The sequence below is a fragment of the Burkholderia thailandensis E264 genome (assembly GCF_000012365.1).
Classification (GTDB): domain Bacteria; phylum Pseudomonadota; class Gammaproteobacteria; order Burkholderiales; family Burkholderiaceae; genus Burkholderia; species Burkholderia thailandensis.
This window is the reverse complement of the sequence record NC_007651.1, coordinates 1340573-1355569: the sequence shown is the minus strand read 5'-3', so window position 1 is coordinate 1355569 and position 14997 is coordinate 1340573. Positions and strand designations below refer to the sequence as shown.

General features: G+C 68.5%; 15 protein-coding genes. 5 read left to right on the top strand and 10 right to left on the bottom strand.

The annotated features are described in order from the left end of the window. Positions 1 to 3: 3 nt before the first annotated feature. The 4 genes from BTH_RS18365 to bamE form a co-directional block, all read right to left on the bottom strand. Positions 4 to 540: an ExbD/TolR family protein gene (locus BTH_RS18365; RefSeq protein WP_009889055.1), complete on the bottom strand. Its 537-nt coding sequence runs from the start codon at positions 538 to 540 to the stop codon at positions 4 to 6. A gap of 40 nt (positions 541 to 580) precedes the next feature. Beyond that, positions 581 to 1288, bottom strand: a complete 708-nt coding sequence (locus tag BTH_RS18360; RefSeq protein ID WP_009889053.1) for a MotA/TolQ/ExbB proton channel family protein — start codon at positions 1286 to 1288, stop codon at positions 581 to 583. Positions 1289 to 1307: 19 nt separating this feature from the next. Continuing rightward, on the bottom strand, positions 1308 to 2105 hold the full coding sequence (gene dapB, locus BTH_RS18355) for a 4-hydroxy-tetrahydrodipicolinate reductase (protein WP_009889051.1): 798 nt from the start codon (positions 2103 to 2105) through the stop codon (positions 1308 to 1310). Between the two features lie 80 nt (positions 2106 to 2185). Further along, on the bottom strand, positions 2186 to 2989 hold the full coding sequence (gene bamE, locus BTH_RS18350) for an outer membrane protein assembly factor BamE (protein ID WP_011401984.1): 804 nt from the start codon (positions 2987 to 2989) through the stop codon (positions 2186 to 2188). A gap of 153 nt (positions 2990 to 3142) precedes the next feature. Here bamE and fur point away from each other — a divergent pair, with 153 nt between their 5' ends. Further along, entirely contained in the window at positions 3143 to 3571 is a 429-nt protein-coding gene (fur, locus tag BTH_RS18345) for a ferric iron uptake transcriptional regulator (protein WP_009889047.1), read from the top strand. 126 nt (positions 3572 to 3697) lie between these two features. Here the strand turns inward: fur and BTH_RS18340 are convergent, their stop codons facing one another. The 3 genes from BTH_RS18340 to BTH_RS18330 all read right to left on the bottom strand — a co-directional run bounded on the left by BTH_RS18340 (position 3698) and on the right by BTH_RS18330 (position 6683). Continuing rightward, on the bottom strand, positions 3698 to 4222 hold the full coding sequence (locus BTH_RS18340; RefSeq protein WP_009889045.1) for an ureidoglycolate lyase: 525 nt from the start codon (positions 4220 to 4222) through the stop codon (positions 3698 to 3700). A 13-nt stretch (positions 4223 to 4235) separates the two neighbouring features. After that, complete coding sequence (gene alc, locus BTH_RS18335) at positions 4236 to 5246, bottom strand: allantoicase (protein WP_009908744.1); 1011 nt, start codon at positions 5244 to 5246, stop codon at positions 4236 to 4238. Between the two features lie 114 nt (positions 5247 to 5360). Continuing rightward, positions 5361 to 6683 (bottom strand): C4-dicarboxylate transporter DctA, encoded by a 1323-nt coding sequence (locus BTH_RS18330; protein WP_009889043.1) that lies wholly within the window; start codon positions 6681 to 6683, stop codon positions 5361 to 5363. Positions 6684 to 6927: 244 nt separating this feature from the next. On the opposite strand from BTH_RS18330, the gene BTH_RS18325 reads away from it, so the two are divergent. Then, the gene (locus tag BTH_RS18325; RefSeq protein WP_009889041.1) at positions 6928 to 7620 is read left to right on the top strand and encodes a FadR/GntR family transcriptional regulator; all 693 of its coding nucleotides are present in this window, start codon (positions 6928 to 6930) and stop codon (positions 7618 to 7620) included. Between the two features lie 339 nt (positions 7621 to 7959). On the opposite strand, the gene cynR is transcribed toward BTH_RS18325, so the two are convergent. After that, positions 7960 to 8895, bottom strand: coding sequence for a transcriptional regulator CynR (gene cynR, locus BTH_RS18320; protein ID WP_009908743.1), 936 nt, complete (start codon positions 8893 to 8895; stop codon positions 7960 to 7962). A 116-nt stretch (positions 8896 to 9011) separates the two neighbouring features. Here cynR and BTH_RS18315 point away from each other — a divergent pair, with 116 nt between their 5' ends. The 3 genes from BTH_RS18315 to BTH_RS18305 all read left to right on the top strand — a co-directional run bounded on the left by BTH_RS18315 (position 9012) and on the right by BTH_RS18305 (position 11632). Continuing rightward, entirely contained in the window at positions 9012 to 9716 is a 705-nt protein-coding gene (locus BTH_RS18315) for a carbonic anhydrase (RefSeq protein WP_009889036.1), read from the top strand. A gap of 72 nt (positions 9717 to 9788) precedes the next feature. Next, complete coding sequence (gene cynS / locus BTH_RS18310) at positions 9789 to 10259, top strand: cyanase (RefSeq protein WP_009903946.1); 471 nt, start codon at positions 9789 to 9791, stop codon at positions 10257 to 10259. A gap of 173 nt (positions 10260 to 10432) precedes the next feature. After that, positions 10433 to 11632: an MFS transporter gene (locus BTH_RS18305; protein WP_009908742.1), complete on the top strand. Its 1200-nt coding sequence runs from the start codon at positions 10433 to 10435 to the stop codon at positions 11630 to 11632. A 128-nt stretch (positions 11633 to 11760) separates the two neighbouring features. Here BTH_RS18305 and gap read toward each other — a convergent pair whose 3' ends face one another. Both gap and tkt read right to left on the bottom strand, forming a co-directional pair. After that, a complete protein-coding gene (gene gap / locus BTH_RS18300; RefSeq protein ID WP_009889029.1) occupies positions 11761 to 12771 on the bottom strand; it encodes a type I glyceraldehyde-3-phosphate dehydrogenase in 1011 nt (336 codons plus the stop codon). A 90-nt stretch (positions 12772 to 12861) separates the two neighbouring features. Then, complete coding sequence (gene tkt / locus BTH_RS18295) at positions 12862 to 14934, bottom strand: transketolase (protein WP_009889028.1); 2073 nt, start codon at positions 14932 to 14934, stop codon at positions 12862 to 12864. Positions 14935 to 14997 lie beyond the last annotated feature (63 nt).

Genomic DNA, 14997 nt, shown 5'->3' with positions numbered 1-14997 from the left:
CGATCAGCGCGGCGCGGGTATCGCGGGCGGCGACGGCGACGGCGACGGCGGCTGCGGCTGCGGCGGGCGTTGCGCGGCGCGCGGCGGCGAAGGTCGCGCCGGCGGCTTCGCGGACGCGTCGGGCTTTCCCGACGCGTCGGTGACGAAGCCGATCCGCGCGACGCCCGCCTGCTGCGCCGCGCCCATCACCTGCGCGATCGTGTCGTAGCGGGTGTCGCGCGCGGCGCGCAGATGCAGCTCCGGGTCCTTGCCGTTTGCCGCCGCGTCACGCAGCCGCGCGGCGAGCGCATCGAGAGCGACGGGCGCGTCGTTCCAGTACAGCTTGCCCGCCGCGTCGATCGACACCGTGATCGTCTCCGGCGTCTCGCGCGCGGGCGCCGCCGCGACCTTCGGCAAATCGAGCCGGATCGCGTGCGTCAAGAGCGGCGCGGTGAGGATGAAGATGACGAGCAGCACGAGCATCACGTCGATGAGCGGCGTCATGTTGATGTCCGCCATCGGCTGCGACGTATGCTGGTGATCGAGTCCGCCGAACGCCATGCCGCCCTCCTCGCTGCGTGTATCGGATCGACGCCGCGGGCTAGGCCGCGGCGGCCGGGTTGTCGGCGGGGGCCGCGGCCGGCTCGCCGCAGACGAACACGTGCAGATCGCGCGCGAAGCCGTCGAGCTCCTCGACGAGCTGGCGCACGAGCCGCCCGAGGATGTTGTACGCGAGCACCGCCGGAATCGCGACGACCAGGCCGAACGCGGTCATGATGAGCGCCTCGCCGACCGGGCCGGCAACGTTCTCGATCTGCGCCTGCCCGCTCGCCGCGATGCTGCCGAGCGCGTGATAGATCCCCCAGACGGTGCCGAGCAGGCCGACGAACGGCGCGGTGCTGCCGATCGACGCGAGCAGCACCTGGCCGAATTCGAGCCTGCGCTGCGAAGCGCGCAGCGCGTGGCGCAGCGCGCGCAGCACGCGCTCGCCGCGCTCGACGCGCGCGGAGAGCGCATGCGGCTCGATGCGCGACGCGGCGTCCGCATCGCGCGCGGCCTCCGCGAGCGGCAGGAACACGCGCTCTTTGTCGGCCGCGCGCAGCGCGGCGAGGCCGTCGTCGAGCGTCGCCGCGCGCCAGAACGCGGCGAGCGCGGCGGGCCCCTGGCGCTTCGCGCGCACGAGCACCCACGCCTTCACGAGCAGGAAGCACCAGCTCGCGATCGACATCGCGAGCAGCACGTAAGCGACCGCGTGCGTGACGGCGTCGCCGCTCTCGAGGTAATGGAGGATGCCGGTCGGGGTCGCCATCGATGCCCGGAAATGGCGCTCAGCGCAGGCCGAGCACGTCCTGCATGTCGAAGAAACCGGCGTCGCGGCCGGCGAGGAAGCGCGCGGCGCGCAGCGCCCCTTGCGCGTATGACACGCGGCTCGCCGATTTGTGCGTGATCTCGATGCGCTCGCCGATGCCGGCGAAGAGCACCGTGTGATCGCCGACGATGTCGCCGCCGCGGATCGCCGAAAAACCGATCGTCGACGGATCGCGCTCGCCCGTCACGCCGTGGCGGCCGTAGACCGCGCAATCGTCGAGCGAGCGGCCCGTCGCGGCGGCGATCGTCTCGCCCATCATCAGCGCGGTGCCGGACGGCGCGTCGACCTTGTGCCGGTGATGCGCCTCGATGATCTCGATGTCGTAGCCCTGCGCGAACTGCTTCGCCGCGAATTCGAGCAGCTTCATCGTGACGTTCACGCCGACGCTCATGTTCGCCGAGAACACGAGCGCGATCTTCTCGCCCGCCGCGCGCAACTGCGCCTTCTGCGGCTCGCTGAAGCCCGTCGTGCCGATCACGAGCTTCACGTCGTGGCGCAGCGCCGCGTCCAGGTGGACGAGCGTGCCCTCGGGGAGCGTGAAGTCGATCAGGTAATCGGCTTCGGCGCACACGCGCTCGATATCGTCGGTGAGCGCGACCCCGGTCTGCTTGCCGAGGAACGCACCCGCGTCCTGGCCGAGCTGCGGCGAGCCCGTGCGGTCGAGCGCGCCGACGAGCGTCGCGTCGGGCGCGGCGAGCACCGCTTCGATCAGCATCCGGCCCATCCGGCCTGACGCACCAGCAATCGCAATCTTCATGGACGACATGCGCTACCTGCTTGCTACGAATGAAAGACGGGCGGCGCGCGCCGCCCCGGTTTGGCCCGGACTGCGCCGGATCAGCCGCCGGCCCCCTGCGCGCCGGATGCGGGCGCGGGCGCCGTGAGCGGCTGGTTCGGCAGGCTGTCGGCGCCCTGCGGGCCGACCGGCAGGCTCGCGCCGCCTTGTGCGGACGGCGGAGGCGGACGATGGAACTGGAACTGCGGCTGGATCGCGGGCGCGGCGCCGGGCGGCAGGCCGCCCGGGGTCGGCGCGTTCGGCGCCATCTGCGCGGACGGCGAGAAACGGGCCGCCGCGCCGCTTTGGCCGGACACCTGCGCGGTCGCGCGGTTCGCCGCGCGCGCCGCCTGTGCGTTCGCGTCGTTCTGATCCATCGCTTGCGCGGCTTCGGGCGCCGATGCAGGCGCGGCGGCGACTTGCGGCGCGGACGCGGCGCTCGCGGCCGCAGCCGCCTTGCGCGCCTTCTTGCCGCGGCGGTCGCCGTCGATGTCGGCGAGCAGATCGAGCTCGGACGGCAGGTTGTCCGCGCCCGTCCAGCCAGCGAGGCGATCGCCCGCGAAATTCACCACGAGATCGCGCTGCTGAACGACCGATGTCGAGCCGCGCTTGAAGTAGAAGACGTAATCCCAGCGATCCGCATGGAACATGTCGGTCAGCAGCGGCGTGCCGAGCAGCGCGCGCACTTGCTCGCGCGACATGCCGACCTGCAGTTGCGACGCCTTTTCCTGCGACACGAAGTTGCCCTGGACGACGGTGATCCGATACGGCGTGATGCTCTGCGCGATCCGCTGAGTCACGCTGTCGTACGACGAGCAGGCGGCCAGTCCGACCACGGCGGCAGCTGCGATGACGGTGCTCCGCACGCGGCTCCTCTGAAGTTGCAAAAGCGATCTTGGAATCATGTCCCTCACCGTGCTGGCCCTTGTCCAAGGCCGCGCGAGAATGTCACAGATGACTGAAAAGGCGAAAAGCCGGTACTATTGAAGCCCTGCATTGTACTCTAGGGACGCCTAGCCATGACCAATCCGACCGATCTCAAAAACATCGGGCTCAAGGCCACCCTACCGCGCCTCAAGATTCTCGAAATTTTCCAGCAAAGCCCGGTTCGCCACCTGACGGCAGAAGACGTCTATCGCAACCTGCTGCACGAGGAACTCGACATCGGCCTCGCCACCGTTTACCGCGTGCTCACCCAGTTCGAGCAGGCGGGCCTGCTGTCGCGCAGCAACTTCGAATCCGGCAAGGCCGTGTTCGAGCTGAACGAAGGCTCGCACCACGATCACCTCGTGTGCCTCGATTGCGGCCGCGTCGAAGAGTTCTTCGACGCCGAGATCGAGACCCGCCAGCAGGCGATCGCGAAGGAACGCGGCTTCAAGCTGCAGGAGCATTCGCTCGCGATGTACGGCACCTGCACGACGGAAAACTGCCCCTATCGCAAACACTGAGGCAAGCGCGGAGCGCGCTTCCGAACGCGCGCGGCGCGGCCCACGCGCCGCGCATGCGAAAGGCCCGGCCGGCGCAAGCCTGACCGGGCCTTTTTGCGTCGCCCGCGCGACGCGCCGTCAAGCGCGTCAGGCAGCGCTCGCGTGCGCGTCGTCCGCGACGAGGCGCCAGCGCGCGTCGAGCGCGATCTCGTCACAGTTCGGCTGCGCGCCGCCGCGGTCGATCACGACGAAATCGCTGACCGCGTCGAGCGCGAGGAGCGGATGGTGCCAGACGCCTTTCGCGTAATTGACGCCTTGCCAGCCGAGCGCGAGAAACGCGCGCATCCGGGTCGGATCGAATTCTCCGGCCGGCGCGACGACGAGCGCATAGCGCGCGACCGCCGCGAGCGGCACGAACGCCTGGCTGCCGAGCGGGTGCCGCTCCATCATGTCGATCTCGATCGGCCATGCGCGCGGCTGAGCGCGAAAGAGGCTCACGAGCGGCTGCCCGCCCGCCTCCGTGACGTCGATCGACGCAAGATCGTGAAAGCGCTCGGTCGTCCCGCCGTTGATCAGGAAGCGGCGTGCGCCCGCCAGTTCGATCACGTCGCCGAACGGCGCGAACGCTTCCCGCGTCAGGCGCTCGAGGCGCAGGGTGTGCAGCGTCTGCATGCGCGGCCTCCCGTTATGCGAGTTCGCCCCAGAGGCGCAGCCGCGACACGCCGCCGTCCGGATGAATGTTCAGGCGTACGTGCGTGACCGCGCCGAGCGCCGCGAGCTCCGCCTCGAACGTGTGCACGCTGTCCATCCGCAGCGGCTGCTCGCCGAGCAGCGCCGGCCAGAACATCGCCTGCGTGACGAGCGACGCATCGGTGCCGCCCGCGACGCGCGCCGCCTGCAGCGAGCAGCGGTCCGGGAAATTGCCCTTGAAGTGCGCGGTATCGACTTCGACCCTGCGAATCACGCCCGGCCGCGCGAGCGCGATGATCGCCCAGTCGTTGCCGGGCTCGCGGCGCCGGCGCGTCTCCCAGCCGTCGCCCATGTTCACGCCGCGCCCGGGCATCAGCATGCGCGACGCGGGGCCGAAGTGCTCGTTGTTCGCGGCGACGAGATACGCGCCGTTCTCGATCGCGGCCAGATCGACGAGCTCGCCGCGCGCCGCGCGGCTCCAGTCGCGCTGCGGCTGGCCGTACACGCGCAGCCGCGCGAGCCCGCCGTCCGGATACAGGTTCACGCGCAGGTGCGTATAGGCGCGAGGATTGCTCACGTCGACGTAGTGATGCTGGTTGCCCGCGAGCGTCGTCGCCGGCACGAGCGTCTCCCAGACGGCGTCGTCGGGCGGCGTGTCGGCGTCCGACACGCATGCGTCGATCGACGCGGCGGGCGGGAAATTGCCGGTGAAGTGGCTCGTGTCGAGATCGACGCCGTACACGACGCCCGGCCGCGCGAGCCGCACGACGCAGAAGTCGTAGCCCGTCGTGCGCTTGCGGCGCGTCTCCCAGCCGTCCATCCACTTGCCGTGGTCGTCGTACTTGCCGGGAATGAACACGGCGGGTTCCGGATCGAGCATCCGCTCCTTCGGCGCGAAGAATTCGTCGCTCGCGAAGAGCGCCTTCGCACCGAGGCGCGGATCGGCGAGATTCATGTAGCGGCGCGTGAACGCAGGGGCGTTCGGATCGAGAATCGGGGCGGCCATGTCGTCTCCTGTTGTTGGATGTGTGTCCGAAAAGCTGAAAAACCGAAAACCTGAAAAACGAAGCGCCGGCGCGACCTGCCGCGCCGGCGCGCGATAATGCCGGGCGGCGCCGCGTCAGAGCGCGTGCGCGCCGCCGTCCGCGATCGCGCCGTTCGAGCGCTCCTCGCCAGCCGGCACGTAGCGCAGTTCCTCGTCGAGCACGCGCTGCGCGCGGGCGCGATCGATGTCGCGCTCCCACACCGCGACGACGATCGTCGCGACGCAGTTGCCGAGCAGGTTCGTGATCGCGCGCGCGATGCCGACGAACCAGTCGACGGGCAGGATCAGCACGAGGCCGAGCACGGGCAGCGCGGGGATCGCCGACAGCGTCGCGGCGAGAATCACGATCGCCGAGCCCGGGATGCCGTGCGCGCCCTTCGACGTGACGAGCGACACGAGCAGCACGACGATCAGATCGTGCACCGACAGCGGCGTGTTGGTCGCCTGCGCGATGAAGAGCACGGCGAGCGTCAGGTAGATCGAGAAGCCGTCGAGGTTGAACGAGTAGCCCGTCGGAATCACGAGGCCGACCGTCGAATCCTTCACGCCCATCCATTCGAGCTTGCGCATCACCTGCGGCAGCACGGCGTCCGACGACGCGGTGCCGAGCACGATCAGGAGCTCTTCGCGCAGGTAGCGGATCAGCTTGAACACCGAGAAGCCCGCGAGCTTCATCACCACGCCGAGCACGACCGCGACGAACACGACGCAGCTCGCGTAGAACACGATCACGAGCAGGCCCAGTTGCTTGAGCGACGCGACGCCGTACTTGCCGGTCGTGAACGCGATCGCGCCGAGCACGCCAAGCGGCGCGAGCTTGATGATGAAGCCCATCACGCGGAAGAACACCTGCGCGAACTCGTCGATCAGCGTGTTCACGCGCTTCGCCTTGTCGCCGAGCAGCGACAGCGCGGAGCCGAACAGCACCGAGAACACGAGGATCTGCAGGATGTCGCCCTTCGCGAACGCGTCGAACGCGGTCTCGGGGATGATCTTCAGCAGGTAGCCCGCCGTATCCTTCAGGCTCTGCGCGTTCTTCGCGTATTCGGCGAGCGATGCGGGGTCGAGCGTATGCAGATCGACGTTCATCCCGACGCCCGGCTTCGTCAGGTATGCGAGCAGGAGGCCGATGCCGAGCGCGAGCGTCGTCATCGCCTCGAAGTAGACGACGGCCTTCAGGCCGACGCGGCCGACCTTCTTCAGATCGCCCGCGTTCGCCATGCCGCTTACGACGACGCAGAACACAATCGGCCCGATCACCATCTTGATCAACTTCAGGAACCCGTCACCCAACGGTCGCAGCGACTGCGCGAAGTGCGGGAAGAAAGCGCCGAGCGCCACGCCGATCAACAGCGCGATGACCACCCGACCAAACAGCGAATTGAGAAACTTCGACACGGCGTTCTCCCATCACAACGGTTGCGGATTCGTCTGTTCATACTGGTCCGACCAGTACTGTTATGGACGATAGTAGGAAGCCGATATAGTCGAGTCAAGGACGCCATAAATAGGGATTACCCGCGCCTTTTCGCGGTGATTTCGCGGGCGCGGCACGCGCCGGATCATCGCTTTCCCGGAGCCGGGGCGCGCGGTGGCGGGGCGGGTTTACAATGCCGGTCAGACCGCGCAATCGATCCACTGCATGAAGAACGTTCCACATACCGTCACCGACGCCGCCATCGCCACGATCCGCGACCGGATCGAGCGCGGCTACTATCCCGTCGGCAGCCTGTTGCCCGCGCAACGCCAATTGTCCGAGGAACTGGCGATCAGCCGCGCGTCGCTGCGCGAGGCGCTGTCGACGCTCGAAGCGCTCGGGATGCTGCGCATCCGCCCCGGCAAGGGCGTGTACGTCGAGCGCGCGCAGGCGAGCGCCGCGCACGCTTGGCGCTTCGCCGAGCAGTCGTCGCTGCCCGATACCTACCAGATGCGCTACGCGCTCGAAGGCTTCGCCGCGCGAATGGCCGCGCTCGCCGTCAGCGAGCACGATCTCGCGTGGTTCGAGGAAAACGTCGCCGCGCTGCAAGAGGCGCTTGCGAACGACGAGCTCGACAGCGCGTCGCAACTCGACTTCGATTTCCACATGCGGATCGTCAGCCTCGCCGGCAACGCGGCGATCGAATCGATCCTGCGCGGCAGCGCGGACATCATGAAGGAAAGCCAGCGGATGCCGTTCTATCGGCGCGAGCTCGTGCTTTCGACGTATCGCGAGCATCGCGCGATTCTCGACGCGCTGATCGCGAAGGACCCGGCCGCCGCGGGCGCGGCGATCGAAGCGCACATCTCGAACGCCGCGCAGCGCGCGGGCGTGTTCTTTCCAACGCCGAAGCGCTGACGCGGCGCGTTCGCGCTTGTGCTCGTGCTCGTGCTCGTGCTCGTGCTCGTGCTCGTGCTCGTGCGATCGATACCGGGCTCGGGCGTGCCGCGTGCGCGAGCCTGCGCGACATTCTGCATCCCCGGTCGATTTCCACGCGTTCGCTGAAGCGTCCGGGGCGACCGCGCGCCATCGAACGGCGAACGGAAATCGCGCTGCGCATGCCGCATGATGCTTCGCATTCCAGAGTTTTCGCCTCGACATGCGCCGCGCGCGTCGACGCCGCCCCGCCTAGCGCCGAACGTCGTGCGCCGCCGGGACGATCGCGCACCGCGGCGCGGACCGCCTCGCGCCTCGCGGCTACTCGCCGCTCGACGGCATACTGCCTCGCGCCCTCGCCCCGCCGCGATTTCCGATTTCGTGCCGCCTCGCCAGCACGTGATCGACGAACGCCCGCATCGCCGCGCTTCGATACCCGCCCTTGCGCATCAACAGCGCGGCCGTGCGGTGCGGTAGCGGCGGTTCGAGCCGGATCGCGCACAAGTCGTCGCGACGCTCGGCGATCGCCGACGGCAGCACCGTCGCAACCCGTCCGCCGCGCACCATCTCGAGCATCGTGCTGATCGAGTTCACCTCGATCGCGACGTGCGGCGTCACGCCGTTGCTGCGGAAGTACTCGTCGACCTTGCTGCGCGTCGCGAATGCGCGGCTCAACAGGATCAGCGGCTCGTCGGCGGCCGCCTCGGGCGAAAGCGGCTTGCGTCGACGCGCGTGGCGATGGCCGCGGCCCACAACGAGTGCAAGCGTCTCGACCCAGAGCGGCGTCGCTTCGATTTCCGGCGACTGCATCGCATCGAACGCGATCCCGACGTCGAGCTCGTCGTCGGCGAGAAGCGGCTCGATCTGCTCCTGCGGCATCTCGCGGATCGTCAGCTTCAGGTTCGGATAGCGCGCGTTGAAGCCGTCGATCAACCAGCCGATCAGATACGCGGAGAAAGTCGGCGTCATCGCGAGCCGCAACGAGCCGCTTTGCAGATTCTCGACGTCGTGCACCGCGCGCCGCCCGGCCTCGAGCTGCTGCAACGCGGCGCGCGCGTGCCGCGCGTACGCGGCGCCGAATTCGGTCAATCGCACCGCGCGAGCCGAGCGGTCGAACAGTTGCACGCCGAGCGCGCCCTCGAGTTGCCGGATCTGCTGCGACAGTGTCGGTTGGGACACGTGCAACGATTCGGCCGCGCGCGTGAAGTTGCCCTGCTCGGCGACGGCGAGAAAATAGCGGATGTGTCGGAGCAGCATCGTGTCCAAGATATTGGCGTTGCCTATGCGAACAATAATAAACCGGTCTTGGACGCTATGAATCGTTTGCCTCATTCTTCGGTCGTCGGCTCTCGCCGCCGAGCAAGGAGCACACGATGCAGGACATCATCGAAGGATTTCTGAAGTTCCAGCGCGACGCGTTCGCGCCCCGCACGGCGTTGTTCCAGCGCCTCGCCACGGGCCAGCAGCCGCGCGCCCTCTTCATCTCGTGCTCGGACAGCCGCCTCGTGCCCGAGCTCGTCACGCAGCGCGAGCCGGGCGACCTGTTCGTGATCCGCAACGCGGGCAACATCGTGCCGTCGTTCGGCCCCGAGCCCGGCGGCGTATCGGCGTCCGTCGAATACGCGATCGCGGTGCTCGAAGTGGCCGACGTCGTCGTGTGCGGCCACTCGGACTGCGGCGCGATGCGCGCGATCGCGTCGTGCGCGTGCCTCGACCACCTGCCCGCCGTGCGCGGCTGGCTGCGCTACGCGGACGCCGCGAAATGCGTAAACGATGCGCGCGAGCACGCAAGCGAGCAGGAGCGCGTCGATTCGCTGGTGCGTGAAAACGTCGTCGCGCAACTCGCGAACCTCAACACGCATCCGTCGGTGCGGCTCGCGCTCGAGCAAGGGCGCCTCGCGCTGCACGGCTGGGTGTACGACATCGAAACCGGCTCGATCGACGCGCTCGACGGCGCGACGGGCCGCTTCGTCGCGCTCGCCGAGCATCGGCACGTGCATGCGACGCCGCCGCGATTCGATCACGGCATCACGCACGAGGCATCGCGCGTGATGCACGGCGTGGCGCGCGGCGTGTGACACGCGCCGCCGCCGCGCGTCGCGCTTGCCGTTCCCGTTCGCTGTTCCAATCCCTCACCGCAAGGAGCCCGCATGACCCAATCGCAATACAGCCAGTGCGCGCGCGATGCGCTCGCCGAGCGCATCGTCGACACGAAGACGCGCAAGCACCTCACGTTCGAGCAGATCAACGAAGGCACCGGCCTGAGCGTCGCGTTCACGACGGCCGCGCTGCTCGGCCAGCATCCGCTGCCCGCGGACGCCGCGCGCGTCGTCGCCGCGAAACTCGACCTCGACGACGACGCGGTGCGCCTGTTGCAGACGATTCCCGTGCGCGGCAGCATCCCGGGCGGCGTCCCGACCGATCCGACGATCTACCGCTTCTACGAAATCGTGCAAGTGTACGGTTCGACGCTCAAAGCGCTGATTCACGAGCAATTCGGCGACGGCATCATCAGCGCGATCAATTTCAAGCTCGACATCAAGAAGGTCGACGATCCGGACGGCGGCTCGCGCGCCGTCATCACGCTCGACGGCAAGTACCTGCCGACGAAGCCGTTCTGAACGCCGCACCGACACGCGGCTCGACGCGGCGGGCCGGCCTTGCGCGGCTCGCCGCACGGATCGGTCGCTGCCGGTCACTGCCGTTCGCTTCGGTCACTTCGGTCAGTTCGGTCACTTCGGTCGCTTCGTTCGTTGCGTTCTTTCCGACTCCGTCCATCTTCGCCACGCGCCTCATGAATTCCGTCACCGCCACTCCGCCCGCGCTGACGCGCGGAATGACGCTGCTGTTCGCATGCGCCTGCGGCATCGTCATCGGCAATCTCTATTATTCGCAGCCGCTCCTCGCCGCGATCGCGGCGAGCTTCGGGCGCAAGCCCGCCGAGCTCGGCTATCTCGTCACGCTGACGCAGCTCGGCTACGCGGCGAGCCTCCTCGTCGTCGTGCCGCTCGGCGACGTCGCCAATCGCCACACGCTGATCGTGCGGCTGCTGATCGCCAACGTCGTGGCGCTCGTCGCGGTCGCGTCGAGCACGCGCTACGGCTTCTTCATCGCGGCGAACGTGTGCGTCGGCTTCGTCACGTGCTCGACGCAACTGCTCGTGCCGTTCGCCGCGTCGCTCGCCGACGACGCGTCGCGCGGCCGCGCGGTCGGCACCGTGATGAGCGGCCTGCTGCTCGGCATCCTGCTCGCGCGCGTCGCGTCGGGCGCGATCGCCGACTGGCTCGGCTGGCGCGCCGTCTACGCGATCGCGGCGCTGACGGTGCTGCTGCTGGCGGGCGTGCTCGCCGCGAAGCTGCCGAAGGATTGTCGCGACGCGCGCATCGACTACGCGGCGCTGATGAAATCGCTCGCCGCGCTCGTGCGCACGCAGCCATTGATCGCGCTGCGCTGCGCATACGGCGCGCTCGTGTTCGCCTGCTTCAGCCTGCTGTGGACGGGCCTCACGTTTTTGCTCAGTCAGCCGCCTTACGGCTATACCGAAGGCCGGATCGGCCTGTTCGGCATCGTCGGCGCGGTGGGCGCGCTCGCCGCGGCGTCGGCGGGGCGGCTCGTCGATCGCGGGCGCGGCAATGCGGCAACCGGCCTCTTCGCCGCGGCGGTGCTCGCGTCGTTCGCGCTGATCGCGGCGGGCGAGCAGTCGCTCGCCGCACTGATCGTCGGCATCCTGGTGCTCGACGTCGGCGTGCAGGGCCTGCACATCTCGAACCAGAGCGTGATCTATACGCTTGCCGGCGACGCGCGCAGCCGCGTCACGACGATCTACCTGACGAGCTACTTCATCGGCGGCGCGCTCGGCTCGGGTGCGGCGGGCGCCGCATTCGGCATCGCCGGCTGGCGAGGCGTCTGCCTCGCGGGCGCGGTCCTGTCGGGCCTGCTCGTCGTGCTGTGGGGCGCGTCGCAGCGCATCGGCGCTCGGCAGGCCGCGCAGTAGCGCCGCCTGCCGCCGGCTCGCGGGGCGGGCCATGCGATGCCCGCGGCGACAAAAAAGCCCGGCCGGCATGAAGCCGGACCGGGCTCGATCGCGACGCAGGCCGCCTCGCGGCGCCCGCGCGCGCGGGATTACTTCGCGTTCGCGAGCGCGATCGCCGTATCCAGCATGCGGTTCGAGAAGCCCCACTCGTTGTCGTACCAGCTCGACACCTTCACGAGACGACCCGACACCTTCGTCAGCGTCGCGTCGAACGTCGACGAAGCCGGGTTGTGATTGAAGTCGATCGACACGAGCGGCGCATCGTTGTAGCCGAGGATGCCCTTGAGCGCGCCTTCCGACGCTTCCTTCATGATCGCGTTGACTTCCTCGACCGTCGTGTCGCGCTTCGCGATGAACGACAGGTCGACGATCGACACGTTGATGGTCGGCACGCGAATCGCGTAGCCGTCGAGCTTGCCGTTCAGCTCCGGCAGCACGAGGCCGACGGCCGCCGCCGCGCCCGTCTTCGTCGGGATCTGGCTATGCGTGGCCGAGCGCGCGCGACGCAGGTCTTCGTGATAGACGTCCGTCAGCACCTGGTCGTTCGTGTACGCGTGGATCGTCGTCATCAGGCCGGTCTCGAGGCCGATCTTGTCGTTCAGCGGCTTGACGAGCGGCGCGAGGCAGTTCGTCGTGCACGATGCGTTCGAGATCACCGTGTGCTCCGCTTTCAGCACGTCGTGGTTCACGCCGTAGACGATCGTCGCGTCGACATCCTTGCCGCCCGGCGCCGAGATGATCACCTTCTTCGCGCCGCCCTTCAGGTGCGCGCTCGCCTTTTCCTTCGACGTGAAGAAGCCCGTGCATTCCATCACGACGTCGACGCCCAGCTCGCCCCACGGCAGCTCGGCCGGATTGCGGTTCGCGAGCACCCGGATCTTGTCGCCGTTCACGACGAGGTAGTCACCGTCGACCGACACTTCGCCCGGGAACTTGCCGTGCGCGGTGTCGTACTGCGTCAGGTGCGCGTTGGTCTTCGCGTCGCCCAGATCGTTGATCGCAACGATCTCGAGATCGTGCTTCTTGCCGTTTTCGTAGAAAGCGCGCAGCGTGTTGCGGCCGATGCGGCCGTAACCGTTGATTGCAACGCGAATCGTCATGATGTATCTCCTGATGGCTGAAAAAATACTTCGTGCAGCTTCACGCGCGCCCGGCCGGCGCAGGGCACGGCCGCCCGGGCGTCGATTGGGTTACGCGAGCACCGCCTTCGCCGTTTCGATCACGTGCTCGACAGTGAAGCCGAAATGCTTGAACAGCACGCCGGCCGGGGCCGACTCGCCGAACGTGTCGATGCCGACCACGCCGCCTTCGAGGCCCACGTACTTGCGCCAGAAATCGGTGACGCCCGCTTCGATCGCGACGCGGCGCACGCCGTGCGGCAGCACCCGCTCGCGGTACTCGGCGTCCTGGCGGTCGAACACGTCGCTCGACGGCATCGACACGACGCGCGCGGCGATCCCCTGCTGCGCGAGGGGCTCGACCGCCTTCATCGCGAGCTCGACTTCGGAGCCCGTCGCGATCAGGATGATCTTGCGCGCGACGATTTCTTCGTCCCAGTCGCGCAGCACGTAGCCGCCCTTCTCGACGTTCGCGAGCTGCGCATCGGTGCGCGCGTTGAACGCGAGGTTCTGGCGGCTGAAGATCAGGCACGACGGGTGCTGGTGCGCGACCGCGTAGGTCCACGCGACGGCCGTCTCCACCGTGTCCGCCGGACGCCAGACGTCGAGGTTGGGAATCAGGCGCAGGCTCGCGACATGCTCGACCGACTGGTGCGTCGGGCCGTCCTCGCCGAGGCCGATCGAATCGTGCGTGAACACGAAGATCGACGGCACCTTCATCAGCGCGGCGACGCGCAGCGCATTGCGGCTGTAGTCGGAGAACGTGAGGAACGTGCCGCCGAACGGCTTGTAGCCGCCGTGCAGCACGAGGCCGTTGATCGCGGCGCTCATGCCGAATTCGCGCACGCCGTAGTTGATATGGTTGCCCCACTGGACGCCCGGGCCGTCCGCATTCGCGCGAACCGCCTTCGACGCCTTCCAGTTCGTGAGGTTCGAGCCCGTCAGGTCCGCCGAGCCGCCGAGCAGCTCGGGCAGCACGGCGGCGAGCCCCTCGATCGTCTGCTGCGACGCCTTGCGCGTCGCGACCGTCTCGCCGCGCTCGTTCGCGCCGGCGACGATCGCCGCGGCCTTCGCGGCCCAATCGGCCGGCAGCGTGCCCGCCATCCGGCGCTCGAATTCGGCCGCTTCGGCCGGGTACTTCGCGCGGTATTGCGCGAACGCCGCGTTCCAGTCGTCTTCGCTGCGCTTGCCCGCCTCCTTCGCGTCCCATGCCGCATAGACTTCCTGCGGAATCACGAACGGCGCCCACGTCCAGCCGAGCGCCTCGCGGGTCTTCGCGATTTCGTCCGCGCCGAGCGGCGCGCCGTGCACGTCGTGGCCGCCCGCCTTCGTCGCCGCGCCGTTGCCGATGCGCGTCTTGCAGCAGATGAGGCTCGGCTTGTCCGAGCGCTTCGCCTTCGCGATCGCCGCGTCGATCGCGTCGACGTCATGGCCGTTCACGTTCGGAATCACGTTCCAGCCGTACGCCTCGAAGCGCTTCGGCGTGTCGTCGTGGAACCAGTTGACGACGTCGCCGTCGATCGAGATCCCGTTGTCGTCATAGAGCGCGATCAGCTTGTTGAGCTTCAGCGTGCCCGCGAGCGAGCAGGCCTCGTGCGAGATGCCTTCCATCAGGCAGCCGTCGCCGAGGAACACGTACGTGTGGTGATCGACGATCTTCGCGTCGTCGCGGTTGAACTCGGCGGCGAGCAGCGCCTCGCCGAGCGCCATGCCGACCGCGTTCGCGAGGCCCTGGCCGAGCGGGCCCGTCGTCGTCTCGACGCCCGGCGTGATCCCGTATTCCGGGTGGCCCGGCGTCTTCGAATGCAGTTGCCGGAAATTCTTCAGCTCTTCGATCGGCAGATCGTAGCCTGTCAGGTGCAGCAGCGAGTACAGCAGCATCGAGCCGTGGCCGTTCGACAGCACGAAGCGGTCGCGGTCGGCCCAATGCGGGTTCGTCGGGTTGTGCTTCAGGTGGCGCGACCACAGCGCGACGCCGATCTCGGCCATGCCCATCGGCATGCCGGGGTGACCGGAGTTCGCTTGCTGGACGGCGTCCATCGCGAGCGCGCGGATCGCGTTGGCCATCAAGGTGGTGGAGGCGGGAGACGAAGTCGTCATGTCGAGTCCGGAGAACGAGTCGAGAAAACGGGGCACGGGCGGCATCCGAAGCTCGCGGGCAAACCGTTCCCGGCGCGCGGTGCGGCGCCGGCGGGACGCGATGCGGAC

What these genes read in the sequence shown, in the direction of transcription:
- BTH_RS18305 (WP_009908742.1), top strand. Translation starts at nt 10,433, where the DNA reads ATGAATTCCGTCACCGCCACTCCGCCCGCGCTGACGCGCGGAATGACG.
- BTH_RS18325 (WP_009889041.1), top strand. Translation starts at nt 6,928, where the DNA reads ATGAAGAACGTTCCACATACCGTCACCGACGCCGCCATCGCCACGATC.
- cynS (WP_009903946.1), top strand. Translation starts at nt 9,789, where the DNA reads ATGACCCAATCGCAATACAGCCAGTGCGCGCGCGATGCGCTCGCCGAG.
- cynR (WP_009908743.1), bottom strand. Translation starts at nt 8,895, where the DNA reads ATGCTGCTCCGACACATCCGCTATTTTCTCGCCGTCGCCGAGCAGGGC.
- gap (WP_009889029.1), bottom strand. Translation starts at nt 12,771, where the DNA reads ATGACGATTCGCGTTGCAATCAACGGTTACGGCCGCATCGGCCGCAAC.
- fur (WP_009889047.1), top strand. Translation starts at nt 3,143, where the DNA reads ATGACCAATCCGACCGATCTCAAAAACATCGGGCTCAAGGCCACCCTA.
- tkt (WP_009889028.1), bottom strand. Translation starts at nt 14,934, where the DNA reads ATGCCGCCCGTGCCCCGTTTTCTCGACTCGTTCTCCGGACTCGACATG.
- alc (WP_009908744.1), bottom strand. Translation starts at nt 5,246, where the DNA reads ATGGCCGCCCCGATTCTCGATCCGAACGCCCCTGCGTTCACGCGCCGC.
- dapB (WP_009889051.1), bottom strand. Translation starts at nt 2,105, where the DNA reads ATGAAGATTGCGATTGCTGGTGCGTCAGGCCGGATGGGCCGGATGCTG.
- BTH_RS18360 (WP_009889053.1), bottom strand. Translation starts at nt 1,288, where the DNA reads ATGGCGACCCCGACCGGCATCCTCCATTACCTCGAGAGCGGCGACGCC.
- BTH_RS18315 (WP_009889036.1), top strand. Translation starts at nt 9,012, where the DNA reads ATGCAGGACATCATCGAAGGATTTCTGAAGTTCCAGCGCGACGCGTTC.
- BTH_RS18365 (WP_009889055.1), bottom strand. Translation starts at nt 540, where the DNA reads ATGGCGTTCGGCGGACTCGATCACCAGCATACGTCGCAGCCGATGGCG.
- BTH_RS18340 (WP_009889045.1), bottom strand. Translation starts at nt 4,222, where the DNA reads ATGCAGACGCTGCACACCCTGCGCCTCGAGCGCCTGACGCGGGAAGCG.